At 66.8% G+C, this 13,914-nt stretch carries 15 protein-coding genes; 7 read left to right on the top strand and 8 right to left on the bottom strand.

Going from position 1 to position 13,914, the window contains the following annotated elements; genetic code table 11:
- Positions 1-334 precede the first annotated feature (334 nt).
- Positions 335-508 carry a hypothetical protein gene (locus tag WG923_RS23405; RefSeq protein ID WP_340353419.1) on the top strand — a complete coding sequence of 58 codons (174 nt, stop codon included), beginning with the start codon at positions 335-337 and terminating at the stop codon, positions 506-508.
- A gap of 357 nt (positions 509-865) precedes the next feature.
- On the opposite strand, the gene WG923_RS23400 is transcribed toward WG923_RS23405, so the two are convergent.
- From WG923_RS23400 to WG923_RS23390, 3 genes are all read right to left on the bottom strand, one after another.
- Positions 866-1,204 carry a hypothetical protein gene (locus tag WG923_RS23400; protein ID WP_340353418.1) on the bottom strand — a complete coding sequence of 113 codons (339 nt, stop codon included), beginning with the start codon at positions 1,202-1,204 and terminating at the stop codon, positions 866-868.
- Between the two features lie 227 nt (positions 1,205-1,431).
- A complete protein-coding gene (locus WG923_RS23395) occupies positions 1,432-2,517 on the bottom strand; it encodes a phosphoadenosine phosphosulfate reductase family protein (RefSeq protein WP_340353417.1) in 1,086 nt (361 codons plus the stop codon).
- Complete coding sequence (locus tag WG923_RS23390; RefSeq protein WP_340353416.1) at positions 2,514-3,002, bottom strand: hypothetical protein; 489 nt, start codon at positions 3,000-3,002, stop codon at positions 2,514-2,516. The genes WG923_RS23395 and WG923_RS23390 overlap by 4 nt, the downstream gene beginning before the upstream one ends.
- Positions 3,003-3,340: 338 nt before the next feature.
- On the opposite strand from WG923_RS23390, the gene WG923_RS23385 reads away from it, so the two are divergent.
- Positions 3,341-4,819, top strand: coding sequence for a recombinase family protein (locus WG923_RS23385; RefSeq protein ID WP_340353415.1), 1,479 nt, complete (start codon positions 3,341-3,343; stop codon positions 4,817-4,819).
- A gap of 223 nt (positions 4,820-5,042) precedes the next feature.
- Positions 5,043-5,360: a hypothetical protein gene (locus tag WG923_RS23380; protein ID WP_340353414.1), complete on the top strand. Its 318-nt coding sequence runs from the start codon at positions 5,043-5,045 to the stop codon at positions 5,358-5,360.
- Between the two features lie 86 nt (positions 5,361-5,446).
- Here WG923_RS23380 and WG923_RS23375 read toward each other — a convergent pair whose 3' ends face one another.
- From WG923_RS23375 to WG923_RS23365, 3 genes are all read right to left on the bottom strand, one after another.
- The gene (locus tag WG923_RS23375; RefSeq protein WP_340353413.1) at positions 5,447-5,848 is read right to left on the bottom strand and encodes a PIN domain-containing protein; all 402 of its coding nucleotides are present in this window, start codon (positions 5,846-5,848) and stop codon (positions 5,447-5,449) included.
- Positions 5,848-6,072: an AbrB/MazE/SpoVT family DNA-binding domain-containing protein gene (locus WG923_RS23370; RefSeq protein ID WP_340353412.1), complete on the bottom strand. Its 225-nt coding sequence runs from the start codon at positions 6,070-6,072 to the stop codon at positions 5,848-5,850. Before WG923_RS23370 ends, WG923_RS23375 begins: the two co-directional genes overlap by 1 nt.
- A gap of 167 nt (positions 6,073-6,239) precedes the next feature.
- Positions 6,240-6,533, bottom strand: a complete 294-nt coding sequence (locus tag WG923_RS23365; protein ID WP_340353411.1) for a hypothetical protein — start codon at positions 6,531-6,533, stop codon at positions 6,240-6,242.
- Positions 6,534-7,152: 619 nt separating this feature from the next.
- On the opposite strand from WG923_RS23365, the gene WG923_RS23360 reads away from it, so the two are divergent.
- Positions 7,153-7,521, top strand: a complete 369-nt coding sequence (locus WG923_RS23360; RefSeq protein ID WP_340353410.1) for a hypothetical protein — start codon at positions 7,153-7,155, stop codon at positions 7,519-7,521.
- Positions 7,522-7,625: 104 nt separating this feature from the next.
- Here the strand turns inward: WG923_RS23360 and WG923_RS23355 are convergent, their stop codons facing one another.
- Together WG923_RS23355 and WG923_RS23350 are read right to left on the bottom strand one after the other, a co-directional pair.
- Positions 7,626-9,071, bottom strand: a complete 1,446-nt coding sequence (locus tag WG923_RS23355) for a DUF1173 family protein (protein WP_340353409.1) — start codon at positions 9,069-9,071, stop codon at positions 7,626-7,628.
- 20 nt (positions 9,072-9,091) lie between these two features.
- Entirely contained in the window at positions 9,092-9,805 is a 714-nt protein-coding gene (locus WG923_RS23350; RefSeq protein WP_340353408.1) for a hypothetical protein, read from the bottom strand.
- Between the two features lie 287 nt (positions 9,806-10,092).
- Between WG923_RS23350 and WG923_RS23345 the strand changes: the two genes are divergently transcribed.
- The 3 genes from WG923_RS23345 (at position 10,093) to WG923_RS23335 (ending at position 13,597) form a co-directional block, all read left to right on the top strand.
- Positions 10,093-10,728, top strand: coding sequence for a thermonuclease family protein (locus WG923_RS23345; protein WP_340353407.1), 636 nt, complete (start codon positions 10,093-10,095; stop codon positions 10,726-10,728).
- A 754-nt stretch (positions 10,729-11,482) separates the two neighbouring features.
- On the top strand, positions 11,483-12,850 hold the full coding sequence (locus tag WG923_RS23340; protein ID WP_340353406.1) for a hypothetical protein: 1,368 nt from the start codon (positions 11,483-11,485) through the stop codon (positions 12,848-12,850).
- A gap of 3 nt (positions 12,851-12,853) precedes the next feature.
- Entirely contained in the window at positions 12,854-13,597 is a 744-nt protein-coding gene (locus WG923_RS23335) for a hypothetical protein (RefSeq protein WP_340353405.1), read from the top strand.
- The last annotated feature ends 317 nt before the right edge of the window (positions 13,598-13,914 follow it).

Below are 13,914 nucleotides of genomic sequence, written 5' to 3'. Positions count from 1 at the left end.
ATCGCTCGATGTCGGGCGACGCGCAACACCCATCTGCGTGGTACCTTCGTCATCGATTGACGCCCTGCGTCATATCGCGGTCCCTGCGACTGCATTGAACATCACGCAACACAACACTCGAGGCCGCCCCCCGTCGGTGGCGGCCGACCTGGCCAAGCCGCGCTGTCTCGCCCGCACGCCTCCCGCAAGAGGCATGGGAAACGGACTCTCCAATGCCGCGCGGCCGGCCTTGCATCACGGACTCGCCAGGCGGGCCGGAACACATCGCCCCGTGTGCGTTCTCCTGCGAGAGCGCAGACAGGGCGATGTGCCCGGTTTCAGATTGGAGAGTCCCATGCATGCCACCAATGCCAACTGCCCGAAGGGTCCTGCCCTCCTGGCCAAAGCCGGCGTGACCCTGGCCGATGCGCAGTGGTTCTATCGCCAGCGGCGCGCTGCGTCCATGGCGAGCGATGCGCCGCGCCTGGAGTCGATCCGCCGCAAGGTGTCATCGTTCCTGGCGCAGTAGTCGCGCCACGCGTCGCCGCGGTCTCAGGTGCATCCCTGCCCTGCCGCGGCGCACCCGTCTCAACGAAGCAAAGGGGCAGACCTCACGGTCTGCCCCTTCTGCGCTTGGAGACAGGTTCGGCGACTCCGCGCGCTACGGCGGGATCGCGGCCTGCGGTATCTTCGACATGCCGTAGGGTTCGCGCTCCGTGCTATGCCTTCCCCGGCGGGCCTGTGCGAGCGCGTTGGGGCGACCTGCGCCGGCGCCGTTTGCGCGCGCCCCGCTTGCTCGCCAAGCGCTCCTGCGCTGGCTCTGCCAGATCCTCTTCCCCCTCTTCGTGGAGGCAGTTCTCGCACAGGAAGGACAGTGGCCATTCATTCACGCACTCCAGCTGGCAGCCACAGTCCGGACACCGGCGTGCGGTTGCGCGCTGCCATCTGGTTCGCCCGCCAAGTCGTCGTCCGGTGCTTCGGCCAGCGCGTAACTGCGGTAGTTTGCGAAGTCCGAGCGCTCGATCATCTTGCGGGCCTGCTTCGGGGTCATGAACACGCTGCCGTCCCCGGATGGCGCGATCGGGCGACCATCCAGCATGAAGGACAGAGGCTCCTGGTCGATGGTGCCCAGCGATTCGCCAAGGTCGAACAGCCGGGCGTCAGGGTAGTAGACGTAGGCCTGCACCAGATAGTGGCGCCTGCGCTTGCGTTTCGTTCGCTTCATTTCGGTGTGGTGACAGTGAGGTCGGCGCAGCGGCTGCTGCTGCGCCGGCGGGGTTTGGGGGTCCGGGACACCGCGGTGCCGGCGAGCGCGGGCGGCGCCCGTGCGGCAGTTCGGGATCCCACGGTTCGGTCGGTGCACGGACGCGCTGCAGCGCGCCCGTGCACCGACCAGAAGAAGGCACAGGGGCAGACATCGCGCTGCGCCCCTCACGCTGCGCGCGGCGGCCCCTACGTGGGTCCGCAGCTTTCGCCGTAGGCGCCTTGCGGCAGCACCCAGGGGTTCATGAAGGGCGGATGCGTGAACTCGCGGCTGTTGGCGATGGCCACCCACTTCGGGTCCAGGGCGTACGGCGTGCCGGCGTCCGCGCGCTGTCCCACCGTCCTGCGGCGGTGGATGGTGATGCCGAACTCACGTTCGTAGACGGCGATCCGATCGAACTGTTGCGGCGCGATTGCCCGAATGGAGGCCCACTGGTGGGCGCTGCCGAAAATGCAGCACCGGCAGCTCACCCGGCCCCATCCGAGGTAGTAGGCCGGATGGCAGGTCAGCTTCCATTTCTCGATCAGGTTCCAGACGCGCTGCTCGCTCCAGCCGTGGACGGCGCGCCAGACATCGACGTGACGCGGGACCTTCCTGCTGCCGCGGGTATCGCAGCGGTGCGGCTCGAACACCTTGTACTTCGCACGCGCCCTGCTCTCCTGGGCCCGCTCGCCGGTGACGACCAGCGTGCGCCGGCTCACGAACCCCGGCTCGTTGCACAGGTAGCGCGCGAACACGTCGATCTTGTTGACCGCGCTGCACCAGCGCACCGACAGGTCCGAGGAGACCTGCGGGAACTTCAGCCGCGTGCCGGCCGGGCCGCGGCCGCCGATGCTGCGATAGCCGTCCGCATGCGGGATCCAGACCGGGGCCGTGGGAGTTCCGCGCCGCGTCATTTCGCGTTCGATCCCGCCCTCGCGCCAGCTGAAGTTGAGCTTCACGCCCAGCGCCCTGCAGATCGCCGCCGCATACGCTTCGGTGCAGGGCCAATCCATCAGGCTGGAACCCTCGCGGCCGTCGACCAGGTGGTGCATGCACTCGATCTTCTCGCGTGGCACCCCGAGCTCCAGCAGGTACAGCAGGCAGGCCTGGCTGTCCTTGCCGCCGGAGTACCCGATCAGGATGCGATCGTAGGAGGCGAGATCGGGTGTGAACGCGCCCGGCGGCGCGCGCAGGCTCGGGGCCGCGGGGACGGCCAGCGCGCCCAGGTCGAAACCTTTGCGCGCCAGCCAGTCCCGCGCAGTCTCGCTTTCTTCGTCACGGCCGGTGCTCACACAGCAGCCCGGTCGCGGAGGATCCTGCTGGCCAGCCGGCGGGCCAGATCCAGCCGTGCCCCGGGATCCTGGGGCACCGGGTCGCGGCCCTCGGGCGCGGCGAAGCCGTCTGGCGACGCGAGCGCCGCGCAAGGCCACTCCTGCACCAACTGCGGTCCGATCCAGCGCTGGCCCAGGGGAGCGCGCGGCAGCAGCGTGTGCTGGCGAACGCGCAGCAGTTCACGCAGCTTGTCGGTGCTCTGGCCGTAGTACGCGCTGGGCTGCAGGCTGGCGAGCTGGCCGCGGCCGTCAAGCCGTGTCCCCACCCGGTCCAGCCGGTACAGCGTCTCGAGGTGGCAGCGGCCGCCAAAGCGCTCCTGCGCGTACAGCCACCAGCCGAAGATCACGGGGGCGCGCTCGGAGTCGAGGTTCAGTGTGCGTTGCGACGGAAATGGCTTGGCGCAGGCGCCGTCGATGCGTCCCTGCAGGTGCTGTCGGTTCAACATGGGTCTCCGGTTGCCCGATGCAGTGCCGCAGCTCCCGAGCGGGCAGCAGGGGCCCGCATCGGGAAGTTCATGAAGGGCGGTGCCCTTGGCCCGCCATAGCGCTCGAGGCGTTACGCAATCCATCTTGGTGCCGCGGTGCTCCGGCCGCCAGCAGTCAGGGCCATCACCGCATCACACACCTTGCCGAGGGTTCATCCGTCGAGCTGCGCCCATTCCTTGCATGGCGACGCGCCCACCTGAGGAGGGAGCGCTCTCGAAGGAAGGTGGCGGGGCGACCCGCGCGACAGGACTCCTGCGCATAGGGTGTGCACTCCTCTTCGCTCTCAAGGAGCACCCTCATGAGCACCCAGACGCGACCTGCGGCCCAGTACATCCGCATGTCCACGGATCGCCAGGACCTCTCCCCTGTCGTGCAGAAACACGCGATCGCGGAGTTCGCCCGCGCCAACGGCTTCGAGATCGTCCGCAGCTACGAAGACGAAGGCCGCAGCGGCCTGCAGCTGGCGAACCGGCCCAAACTGCGTCAGCTTCTCGGGGACGTCGCCGATGCGGCCCCGTTCTCGGCCATCCTCGTCTACGACGTCAGCCGGTGGGGGCGCTTCCAGGATGCAGATGCTGCTGCGTATTACGAGTACCACTGCCGCCTGAACGGGGTGCAGGTGATCTACGTGAGCGAATCCTTCGCGAACGACCACACCCCCGTGACTGTCCTCTTGAAGAGCATGCGGCGTGTGATGGCCGCCGAGTACAGCCGCGACATTGCGTCCAAGTCACGCGCCGGGCAAGAGCGGGTCGTTGCCAAGGGCTTTCAAATGGGGCCGCTTCCGGCACTGGGTTATCGGCGCTGCTCCGTGTCTGCGGACGGTTCGCGCAGGCTGATGCTGGAGCACGGCCAGCGCAAGGCGGCGTTGACGGACCGCATCGAGTGGGTGCTCGCGCCGGATGCGGAGGTGCAGCTCGTGCAACGGATCTGCCGCGCCTACGCCGGCGGCCTTCGGCTCGTGGAGATCGCCAGTCTTGCGAATGCGGAGGGCTGGCGCACCAACAAGGGCCGGGGCCTCTCGGCCGAAGCCTTGAAGAGGTTCCTGAAGAACGAGGCACTGATCGGAAACTTTGTCTGGGGCGTCAAGAGCAAGGGAGGAAAGGTGATCCAGTGCGCCCCCTCCAGGCAGGACGGCTGCCTCCCGCGGATCGTCGATGACGCCACCTGGGCCCGGGTGCAGGCGCGATTCCAGGGCGTTGCGCAAAGGCGGCCTGGGCACACGGAGGCGCCGGGGACCAGGGACTGCGCGCGCCTCGGTGCCCCCAGGCAGCTCAGGCTGCCTCTGGCGCCCGCTGTCCCGGAGCACCGCTACCGGCGCACGCTCGGCGCGGCCCAGCAGCTTCGCGACCATACGCGAGAGTTCGGACGGGCTTTGAGTGCGGCGATGGCCACCGACGGACTGCCTGCGGCCTTCGATGTCCGAAACAACGCGCTGACATTCTGGGGCGCGCGCGTTCGCGTGCGGCTCATGTGGCCTTCTGCTCCGGGCACCTGGCTGCTGGAGCGCAATCGCTGCGCGCCGGAAATCGCGAGCACCTTGGTCGTGCGGATGGCCAGGTTGTACGTCCCATTGGACTTCTTCCTCCTTCCCAGCGCCCTGCTGCCAGCGCTGTTCTCACGCCCGCTGCAAGCGAGCGTGCCGCGCGAATTGCAAGCGTACTGGCTGAACTCGGCGGACCCTGTGATCGCCCGTCTGCGTGCCATCGCCGCACGCACGTCTGCGGGCCTGCAGGCGAGCGGGCCGCAGAAACTGCCCTCGCCTGCTCGATGCTGAAACCACGCCGCGGGCCGCCAGCTTCGGTGGACGCGCAGGATTTCAGGTGCTCGGCGACCACGGGCCAGTGAGGAGGGCCAGCGCAAACGCGCCTGGGGACTTGCGAACGCGACGTCCGCTGCTAAGCTGCCTCTGTCAACCCGCGTAGCCGCGCGACGAGGAGCGCAAGGTACGCAAAACGCAAGGGCACGCAAGCATGCTGGTTGCAGATGGAAAGATCACGATGAGCGATGCAGAGTGGCAGCAGTTCGCTGCGGTGACCTTCGCTCCATGGCTGCCGCGCACGCGGGCGGAGTTCGACGCCATGTGTGCGCTGGGCAGCGCCCGGCACCTCGCCGACAACACCGGCGGCCAAGGCTTCATGCATGCCTTGGCGGCCGAGGCCATGGCGTTCGGCGCCGACGGCGAGGTGAACTTCCCGATCGACCAGCGCCGCACGGCCTACATGAAGCTGCACGGCGCCTGGCCCACTGACGACGAGCTCAAGGCGTCCGAAGCCCCGCGAACGTCCAGGCCCCCTGGACTGCGCCGGATCAAGTAGGGCAGCGCGCTGCAGGCTAGGCGAACCCACATGCAGTCGCAGCAGCCCGGTAAGCCCGCGCGGCAAAGGAATCCCGTCGCCAAGAGTCAGCGAGCGACCGCCTGCGCGCCACGGACCTTGGCAGCTCGCTGGTCGAAGGTCCAAAGCGGCACCTCGCCGGCCTGCGCCGCCAGCGCGACGTGCAGGCAGTCAGCAAAATCCGCCGAGCCTTCGCGGTACAACTGCAAGGCGACCTCGAGGGCGCGCTCCGACCCGAAGCTCAACTCCGCCGCTGAGAACAGGCTTGCAAGCGCCTGCATGACGTCATCCTTGTCGAAGCCGAAACTCGCGCGCAGCACCCCTTCAAGTTCGAGCGTGACCGTCACGGGCACGAAAAGCGTTTGGCCGTGGGCGATGCACTTTTCGATGAGCCGCCTGGCCGCGGCCAACTGCGCATTGTCGTCGCGGACGACATAGCGGACCAGGACGGTGGTGTCGAGTGCGGCCATCAGCGCCGCCAGGGATTCATGTCCTCGATGGCCACGCGCCTGCCCTTGGGCGCCTTCAAGAGGCCCGCCAGTTCGAGGACGGATTTCGTCTTGGCCCGAACGATGATCGTTCCGTCGGGCATCTCGGACCAGACCAGGCGCGTGCCTGGCTCGGCGTTCACGAGTGCCCGGATCTCGGCCGGAACCGTTGTCTGGCCCTTGGCAGTGATCGTGGATTCGGCCATGGGCTGACTCCTTACATTTCCATTGATTGAAATGCATTGGCGGTCGAATCGGCGCACATGAACTGCATTGCTGGAACCCGGTGTGGATCCATGGCCCGTTCTATCGGCCAATGCGAGAAGGCCTGCCCCAACTTGGGGGCAGGCCTTCCGATCGCTGCAACAGCGGTTCAGTGCAGCGTCTTCACCAGCAGCGCGGCGAGCGGGCGGCGGTTTCCGAACAGGAAGCTCTCCAGGCGCGCGCGGACCCACTGGGGCAGCTTGGGCGAGTTGAGTGACTGGACCAGCACCTGGCGGTACCCGTAGTCCATGACCGCGTCGAACAGCGCCTGCACCGCATCTTCCCCGCCGGCGTCGACCGCCAGCTGGATGGCGCGGCTGGGCCGCTCCGCGAGGGACTTCACGACATAGTCCATGCGCTTGCACGCAGCGTGGTAGTGGGTCGCATAGGTGGCGTCCAGCATCTCAATCTCTCCATTAAAGAAGGTTGGAGCGGAAACCACCTTCCCAGGCGGGAACAGGGTTCCCGCAGGGGCTTGGGTGAATGCCGGCAGTGGCCGGCGAAGACGGATCTCTCCGAATTCGCGTTCAATTTCATCGTGCGCCCCTTCAAAGGGTCAAGAGCACAGGGCCACTTCAACTCGGCGCGAGCATGCTGTTGGGGCCGTTCACCATCAGCCGTACCGGTGATTCGATGCGCGCGAGACGGGCGAAGCTGGATGAGTGAATCCCCGCGCACTGACGCCATTTGCCGAAGCGGCGTCGGCGTACTTCTGGTACAGAAGGCACTTGCCAGGCGATATGGACGCTTGGCCGCAAAGCCCTCACCCACTGCGCGCGCGGCCGTCGTGGCGCTGCCCGAGGCGTCCCGCCGATGCGGAACATGAAGCGGTGGCGATGATCGCTGCCGCATTCCTCGGCTGCCCGCTTCGCCAAGGCCCGTGACCGCAGCAAGCCTGCTCGGCCAAGGGGCACTTCGGTGCCGACCTGCAGGTACATCGGTGCCGACAGGATGCATGGCGGCTTCCTAGCCGCTACGCGGACGCAGAATGCGCCGCTTCGAAGTGACGTGGAGAAGGCGAGTTGAAGACGATTCTGATCAAGGATCGGTTCAGCGACGCCCCAGTGCTGCGGGAGATGCTCTCGGCGACTGCTGGCCTGGAGGTGACCGCAACGCTCGCCGGCGCCGATCTCGCCATCACCTGGCTTGCAACCCACCATGACGGATGGGACCTCGCTGTCGTGGTCGTCGAACAGGACGTGGCCCAGATGGACGTCATCGCGTTTGCGAGGGCGGCGCGTCCCGCGGCCAAGATCGTCGCCACCGGCAGCATCGTCTGCGGCGCGGTGCGCTCAGAATGCCTGCGCTGCGGCGCTGACGTGGCCTTTGACAGCAGACGGATCGGAGACCTCGCCGACTGGCTCGACCGCTTGAGCGCGGGCCCAAGCTGAGGGCTGGGTGCAGGAGGCCCGTGCTGGCGAACACGGTGAACGAACGCGCTCGTTCAATGCCTTGAACCGTCCGCGCGGGCCGAGTGCAGGCTGCGGGTCGGTGCTCATGAAGGCGACCGTTGGGCAAATTTGCTGGAAGGCCCATATCGGTAGTCGGCATCGCCCGAGCCGCAGATCTGCTCCATCAACTGCCTGGCCTCGTCGACCGGCATACGCTCAGGCGGGGGCAGCGGCGGAACGCGGCGCTCCGAGGGATTGCCGCCCGGAGTCCACACCCAGGTGGGAATGCCTTGTTCGGCCATCCGCGCGGCAAGCGCGTGGCGCAGCGCAAGGTAGTCCGCAGAGACCGATCGAGCCATGACTTCCAGTGCGGCACGGGCCACGGGCACACCGTCGGGCCCGCGCACGTGCCGGACCAGCCAGTCGGGATGCGCGCGCCGACCGGGCGGTGCTCCGCTGGGCAAGTGCTGGAAAGCGTGGCCGCCCGACACCAGGGCGTCGATCAGCATCACCATATTGCTGCTCGCCGCCGGTACGTAGGTGCTCGGATGCACGGCCATCAGCCACCCAGACCGGGCCCAAACGCCTCCCCGCGGACCGGCCTCGACGGAGAAGAAGCCGACCAGCTCGGGTGATCGGGGCGCCACGATGCCCCCGCCCTGCGACTCCTTGACTGGCCGCCCCGCGGCCAGGTGGCTGTTGGCCAGTGCGTTGCGACAATCGCGCCAAAGGAAATCGACGCAGGCCGGGGACAGCCCGATCGGGGCGAGCAGATGACGCAGGAAGACGGCCGCGCAACGGCCCTCGTGGGCAGCCACGACGCGCCGCACTGGCGCGATGAGCAGCCGCGGCGTGTCCTTGGGCTCGGCACGCAGGGAACGCGCGAACGCCTCCCACTCCTGGTTCAACACACGGGCGAGACCTTGCCTGAACGGCCTGGGCACGAACAGGAGCTCCTCCAGCGGACATCCGTTGGTGGAGAACTGCGTCGCCGCCTCGCGCAGCTGGTAACGCGTGCGCCCCCAGTCACGGGTCCAGCTCGAATGCCACCGGCAAAGGGATGCGGCCTCCCAAAGACGATGCGCGAGCGACTGGATCGTCACCGCCGACATGGCCGGTTCGCTCGCGGCGACGGGCCCAGTCCGCAAGGCGATCCGGTGGCCCCGCACGGCCGCCGCACCTGGATCGCCTGGCGCCGTTTCGCAGGCAGCAAGGGACACGGTACATCGCGGCGCTCCAGAACCGCCTGGCGCGACCTCGTCATGGAAGAAGATGCATTCGGAGTCGTGTGCCGGGCCCTGCTGGGGCCAGACCGCCAGGTGGCACCTGTCCTGCCGCAGTCGGATCTGCAGCTTCAGCGGCTCGGGGCGGCACTCGCACAGCGCATGCCCGAAGCATTGGCGTGCGGCGAACAGCGCGCGCTGGATTTCGGGCCGGTTCCAGCCTTCGCGCAGCTGCGCCTGCGCCACGCGCTCGCCGCCGGCGAGCACCGTGTACGAGACGGTACGCGGGCGCGCCTGCTGGTGCGTCGAGGGGGTCGCTGGCGCCACGACGGCTCCGTTCGAGGGTGTCAGTTGCGCACGGCCTCAGGGCCCCGCGCGTCATCCTCGGACAGGGATTCCTCGCCATGGTCCGGATGTCGCGACCAGCGCGCAGCGGAGCGATCCGCCAGGTCGAAGATCGAGGCGATCGACGGAAATGCCTCGAGCACCCGGTGTGCGCGCCCTTGCGGTCCCTCGGGATCGACCGTGCACACCCTCTCCACCCAGTACGGATCTCCCCAACCGGTCTCGTCCTCTTCGGCGACCAGATTGCGGTGGACTGCCTCGACGCTGCCGTGGCGGGCCAGGCGCTCGCGGGCCGACCAGGCGCGGCGCAGCCAAAGCATGCCGGTCCAGGTGAGGCTCACCAGGCTGTTCTTCCCCACGACGTCATCATCCGGATCGGGAGCCGCCGGATCCTCACCGGGGAAGTTCACGATGTTGACCAGGAACAGCTTCTCCATCGCCCGCAACGCCTGCCGCAAATGCTTCTTGCGCTTGGGCACCGTCGCTTTTCCCGTGAGCTTCTGGGCGAGATCCTCGAAGCTGGCCACACCCCGCTGTTCGTAGATCCACGTCAGCAGCGTTGTGCGCTGCGCGCGCTCGGTCGTGCGCGGGATTTCGGCGATGAGAGCGTCGATCTTCGGCCCGAGCGACTCCCAATGGGGATGCGCGATCAGTTCGTCGATCTGGGCGTCCGTGAGTTCGGTCGGCAGGAAAGATGCAGCGGAGGTGGGCAGCATGGGTAAAAGGCCTGCGAGTCCAGCACGAAGCCGTAGCGAAGTATTGGATTGCAGGCCGGATTCCGCGCCGGCGCCATCGCGTGCTTGGCACTGCGTTGTCGCCGCGTGTGCGGCGCAGGGCAACGCGCTCGCCAGCGGTCGGGGAATGTTGGATGCCCTTGACCTCCATCGGTTGGCAATCGGGTCGCCTGCGCGAAAGTCCCGTGAGCGTGCGGTACCGGCGTCTTGAACTTCGCTGGGCGTCAGGCAAGCTGGATTGCGCTAACCTCCCTGCCGCAGGAGACGACGTGAATCGGACCATTCTGTTTTCGGCTCTGGCCGCATTCGCCCTTTCGACTTTCGGCGGCCAGTCGCCGCTCGCCTACTCTCGGCCCGAGAACGGACGCGCGCCAGGCACACGCTCACCCCTGCCGGACAAGGTCGTGGTCGAACGGGTCCTGGACGGCGATACGGTGGTGGTGCGCGGCATCAAGGAGCGCGTCCGGCTTGCGAACATCGACGCTCCGGAGATGAGCCACGGCTACGGCAAACCGGGACAGCCGTTCAGTGTTCAGGCTGCCAGGTGGATGGAAAGGAAGGTGCAGGGGAAGGCGGTCACCCTGCGCTGCCCCGAGCAGGATCGGTATGGCCGGTGGATCTGCGACCTCTTCCTCGACGGGGAATACGTGAACAAGGAATTGGTGCGCGCAGGGCTCGCATGGGCGAACACCGCCAACCGGCGTTACCTGCGCGACGAGTCGGTGCTCGAGGCACAGCGTGAGGCGCAGCACGGGCACAGAGGGTTATGGGAGCAGCGCCGGCCCACCGCCCCGTGGCTGTGGCGACAGGAGTGCTGGCTGGGGCGAGCCTGCGCCGGCGCCGCCTCGCTCCAAGCGCCATCGGCGCGTGGCCCTTTCGCCCTTGTCCACAAAATGCATGAATGACTCTGGGACAACTACGCTCGTCGTACCCTGCCGGGGAGAGGCGGCGGGGGGCCGCACCGGTAACGCGTAGTCAATACGCAATTCGCTGACGCGTGAATGCGGAGCGTGTATCCGCGCGCTGCGCAGGCCTTGGCGCCTTGGACGTGGCAGCGGCGGCGCTCGCACTGGCGGCGGGCGCGCGAAACCCCGGCTGGAATCTGGGCGTCGGCAGATGGTCGATGCCGCCGGAAGCCACCGCGCTGTCACCAGGCAGCGCCGCCGCGTTGGCGTGCCGGCGTAGCCCTGGCAACACCTGCGCTGGCGCGTCTGCCTTCTCGCTGCCACCCGCGATTCAACGGCCGCTCGCCAACGGCCAACTGGCGCCGAGGGGCCGCGTCCCCCGCCGGCTTCCTTATCAATTCGAATTGCCTCAACGGCATCGGATGTACTCCATGCGGTTCCAAAGCGAGTTGTCAGCCACGGCGGGTGTTGGCCGAGAGCTGCCGTGAAGGGAAACTCAGCTCAATCGCGCGCACCTTAAGTGCCATCGGCCCGCATCGGAACCTAGTCACGCCATGAGGATTCGATTTACCCTGGTGTCGTGAAGCGAGTCGGTAGGCGCTCCCGGCTGCTGCTTTCAACGTCGATCTCCGAAATCGCCCCACCCCTCTTCGCTTCTGCGTTTTATCCCCTCGTCCAATTGGTGCTTGCCGAGGCGGCTCAACGCGGGCATATTGCCGCGGCCGGTACCTCTGACCCAGGGGACTAAATCGACATGACCAGGACTGCTTCGAACTGCGCGCCGCGCGCGCCGAGGCCCTCACTTGAGTGGACTCCCAATGTAGAGTCCACCAGTGCCCTCGATGTCGCAAAGTGGCTGATCCCGGGCGTCACGGGACTGTTCGCGGTGATCGGCTATCTCGTGCGCTCCGCGCACGCGGGGCTGATCGGGCGCGATGTGGACTTCGCCTCCGCGACCGGATACGCGGGCGCAGCCGCGGACTTCGTCAGCGACCTGCCCCCCGTGGTGATAGACGCGCTGCTGGACCTGCAGCGCGAATTTTCAGTCGCGGGGCATTTCTTGGAACTCGTACGGGCGGGGCTTGGTGTGGTGCTGGTGCTGCTCATTGCTCGCTGGGCGAGGGACAAGAACGCCTCCTCGCATGACAAGCGCCTGGCCGCCGTTGCGCATTACCTTCCTGTCGCCGCCCTTCTGTTCCTGCTGGCGTGGAAGTTCCTGACACTCGACGCACCACTCGGCAAGGTGGAGGGTGTCGTGATCGGCACCAACTTGGACACGCTGGCGGAGAAGGAGCCGACGCCCTGGTCTGCTGAATCGATTCGAGGGGCAGCGCAGGCCAGGGTTGCAGCCGCGGCTGCTTCTGCGGCAGGGACCCTGTCAGCGACCGCGGCAGGGGCATCCGCATCGGCGTCAGCCTCGGCGTCGACTCCAGCACGGGACCTGCCGCAGCAGCATCTCCAGCGCTTCATCGCTGCGGAGGCAGACTGCCTTTACCGGAGCATTGCACTCACCCGCTTGCGGCAGGCAGGTTCCGATCTGCATACGCTCCCCGGACAGGATGTGCACGGCTGTCCCGCCGACAACGCCGTCGGCACAGATGTACAAAAGGGGGAGTTCGTCGCGCGCCTGATGGGCTGTGCACTCGTGGCCGTCCTGGCGGTGGTGGCCGTCCGCCAGCGTACTTTCTGGATCAACGCCATCGGCGTGCTCGGGCTCGCATCGCTGCTCACCCTTCCCTACGCATACGGCAAGCTGATGGTGCCAAGCTATTTCGAGGTGGGGCAGGTGCTGCTGTCGGAATCACTTGCAAAGGTGGCGCTGCGCGGTCCGGTCGACGCCAGCGCACGGATGATCGAGGCGATCGTCCTCTCCCGGCGCGGTCCCGAAATCGATTTGCTAGTGCGTATTCCGGTGAGCTGCCCTGGACTGCGGGGCGGCGGAGCGGCCGATACCGCGCTCGATTCCTACCAGTTCTACGTGGGCCGGCTTTGGACCATCCCCGCCTCACAGATCCTCTCCATCCGGGAAATTCACCGCGAAGACGTCATCGCCTGGAAGCTTCACAACGACCGCGGCTGCCCCCAAAAGCCGACCGTGAGACAACCAATATCGGAGAGTTGACGCATGATTCCATTGAACGCCAAGGCTTGCCTTCGCACCGGATCGCTGCTGCTCGCATTCGTGCTGTACACCCTGCCGCTCTCCGCCGCGCCAGAAGTGGCCAGCTTCACCCGTGAAAAGGTTCGTCCGTTGAACGCGAATGTTGCATTCTCAGTGCCACTTGACCGCAAGTTCCGCGTCGGCCAGCGCCTCATCCTGCCGCTGGGCGCGTCGGCTGAGGCGCGTGCCCTGCTCGCCAACGGGTTTCAGCTCCGCATTTTTCGCGTCGCTGCATCCGGCGTCCACCCTAAGCCCCTTGATCCGTTCTTTGATCCCTGCTATGTCTTCCTCTCCACGGTCCTGCCGTTCGTGGGCGGAACCGGGGCCAACGTGGTCATCGAGTTTGCGGATTTCAGCTGGTTGTCCATCCCCGAAAGCGGCCCGGTGGGGCCTGGTCATTTCCTCCTGGTTGTACAGGTTGGCGGCGATGCCGACCCTACATTCCGTTTGGAAGGCGACCTGAAGAAGTACTTCGACTCCGGCTTCTACTTCGAAGTCGGCGCGCGTGACGTGTCCCCGACCCAGATCGCGAACGAGCGCACGCTAAATGCAGAGTACTTTCGCAAGGTCAAACGGCGCGCCCAACTGAATCGCCCTGACATCAAGTGCTTCCGGCCGGAGGCGAGATATCGCTCTGACGAGGAAGAATTCCTGGCATACCTGCAGCCCCCCTGCGCCCCAGAGTTGGACCTCACCACACTTCACTGAGAGCTGAATCGTGCGCGTGAGCGTCGCCGCGCGCCATCGCTGCGAAACGAGGCGACCCTTTCCTGAATTGTCCGTGCGATAGCCACGCGCGTATCGCTGACCGGCACAGTTGCAACTCGCACGCCACTGCGGACCAATGCGCGCATTGATGTTTCGTTGCTGGCCACCCGCAATTCACGTGATCCAGGATCCGCATCCATCCTCGGAGGGTCCACACACCTCGCGGAAAGTTGAAGGACGTCGAAGGAATCAGCGGCCGCTTTTGGCGGAGTCGAGATGTGGCGCGGTGACTGTAGGTCCGACATCGCTGTTGCCGC

The sequence above is a fragment of the Ramlibacter sp. AN1133 genome (genome assembly GCF_037890035.1).
Taxonomy (GTDB): Bacteria; Pseudomonadota; Gammaproteobacteria; order Burkholderiales; family Burkholderiaceae_C; genus Ramlibacter.
The sequence above is the reverse complement of the archived record's forward strand: the minus strand, read 5'-3'. Positions and strand labels throughout refer to the sequence as shown.

Bases quoted from the DNA above. Each gene is read 5' to 3' on its own strand.
- WG923_RS23405 (WP_340353419.1), top strand. From the start codon at position 335: ATGCATGCCACCAATGCCAACTGCCCGAAGGGTCCTGCCCTCCTGGCC.
- WG923_RS23400 (WP_340353418.1), bottom strand. From the start codon at position 1,204: ATGAAGCGAACGAAACGCAAGCGCAGGCGCCACTATCTGGTGCAGGCC.
- WG923_RS23390 (WP_340353416.1), bottom strand. From the start codon at position 3,002: ATGTTGAACCGACAGCACCTGCAGGGACGCATCGACGGCGCCTGCGCC.
- WG923_RS23385 (WP_340353415.1), top strand. From the start codon at position 3,341: ATGAGCACCCAGACGCGACCTGCGGCCCAGTACATCCGCATGTCCACG.
- WG923_RS23380 (WP_340353414.1), top strand. From the start codon at position 5,043: ATGAGCGATGCAGAGTGGCAGCAGTTCGCTGCGGTGACCTTCGCTCCA.
- WG923_RS23375 (WP_340353413.1), bottom strand. From the start codon at position 5,848: ATGGCCGCACTCGACACCACCGTCCTGGTCCGCTATGTCGTCCGCGAC.
- WG923_RS23370 (WP_340353412.1), bottom strand. From the start codon at position 6,072: ATGGCCGAATCCACGATCACTGCCAAGGGCCAGACAACGGTTCCGGCC.
- WG923_RS23365 (WP_340353411.1), bottom strand. From the start codon at position 6,533: ATGCTGGACGCCACCTATGCGACCCACTACCACGCTGCGTGCAAGCGC.
- WG923_RS23350 (WP_340353408.1), bottom strand. From the start codon at position 9,805: ATGCTGCCCACCTCCGCTGCATCTTTCCTGCCGACCGAACTCACGGAC.
- WG923_RS23340 (WP_340353406.1), top strand. From the start codon at position 11,483: ATGACCAGGACTGCTTCGAACTGCGCGCCGCGCGCGCCGAGGCCCTCA.
- WG923_RS23335 (WP_340353405.1), top strand. From the start codon at position 12,854: ATGATTCCATTGAACGCCAAGGCTTGCCTTCGCACCGGATCGCTGCTG.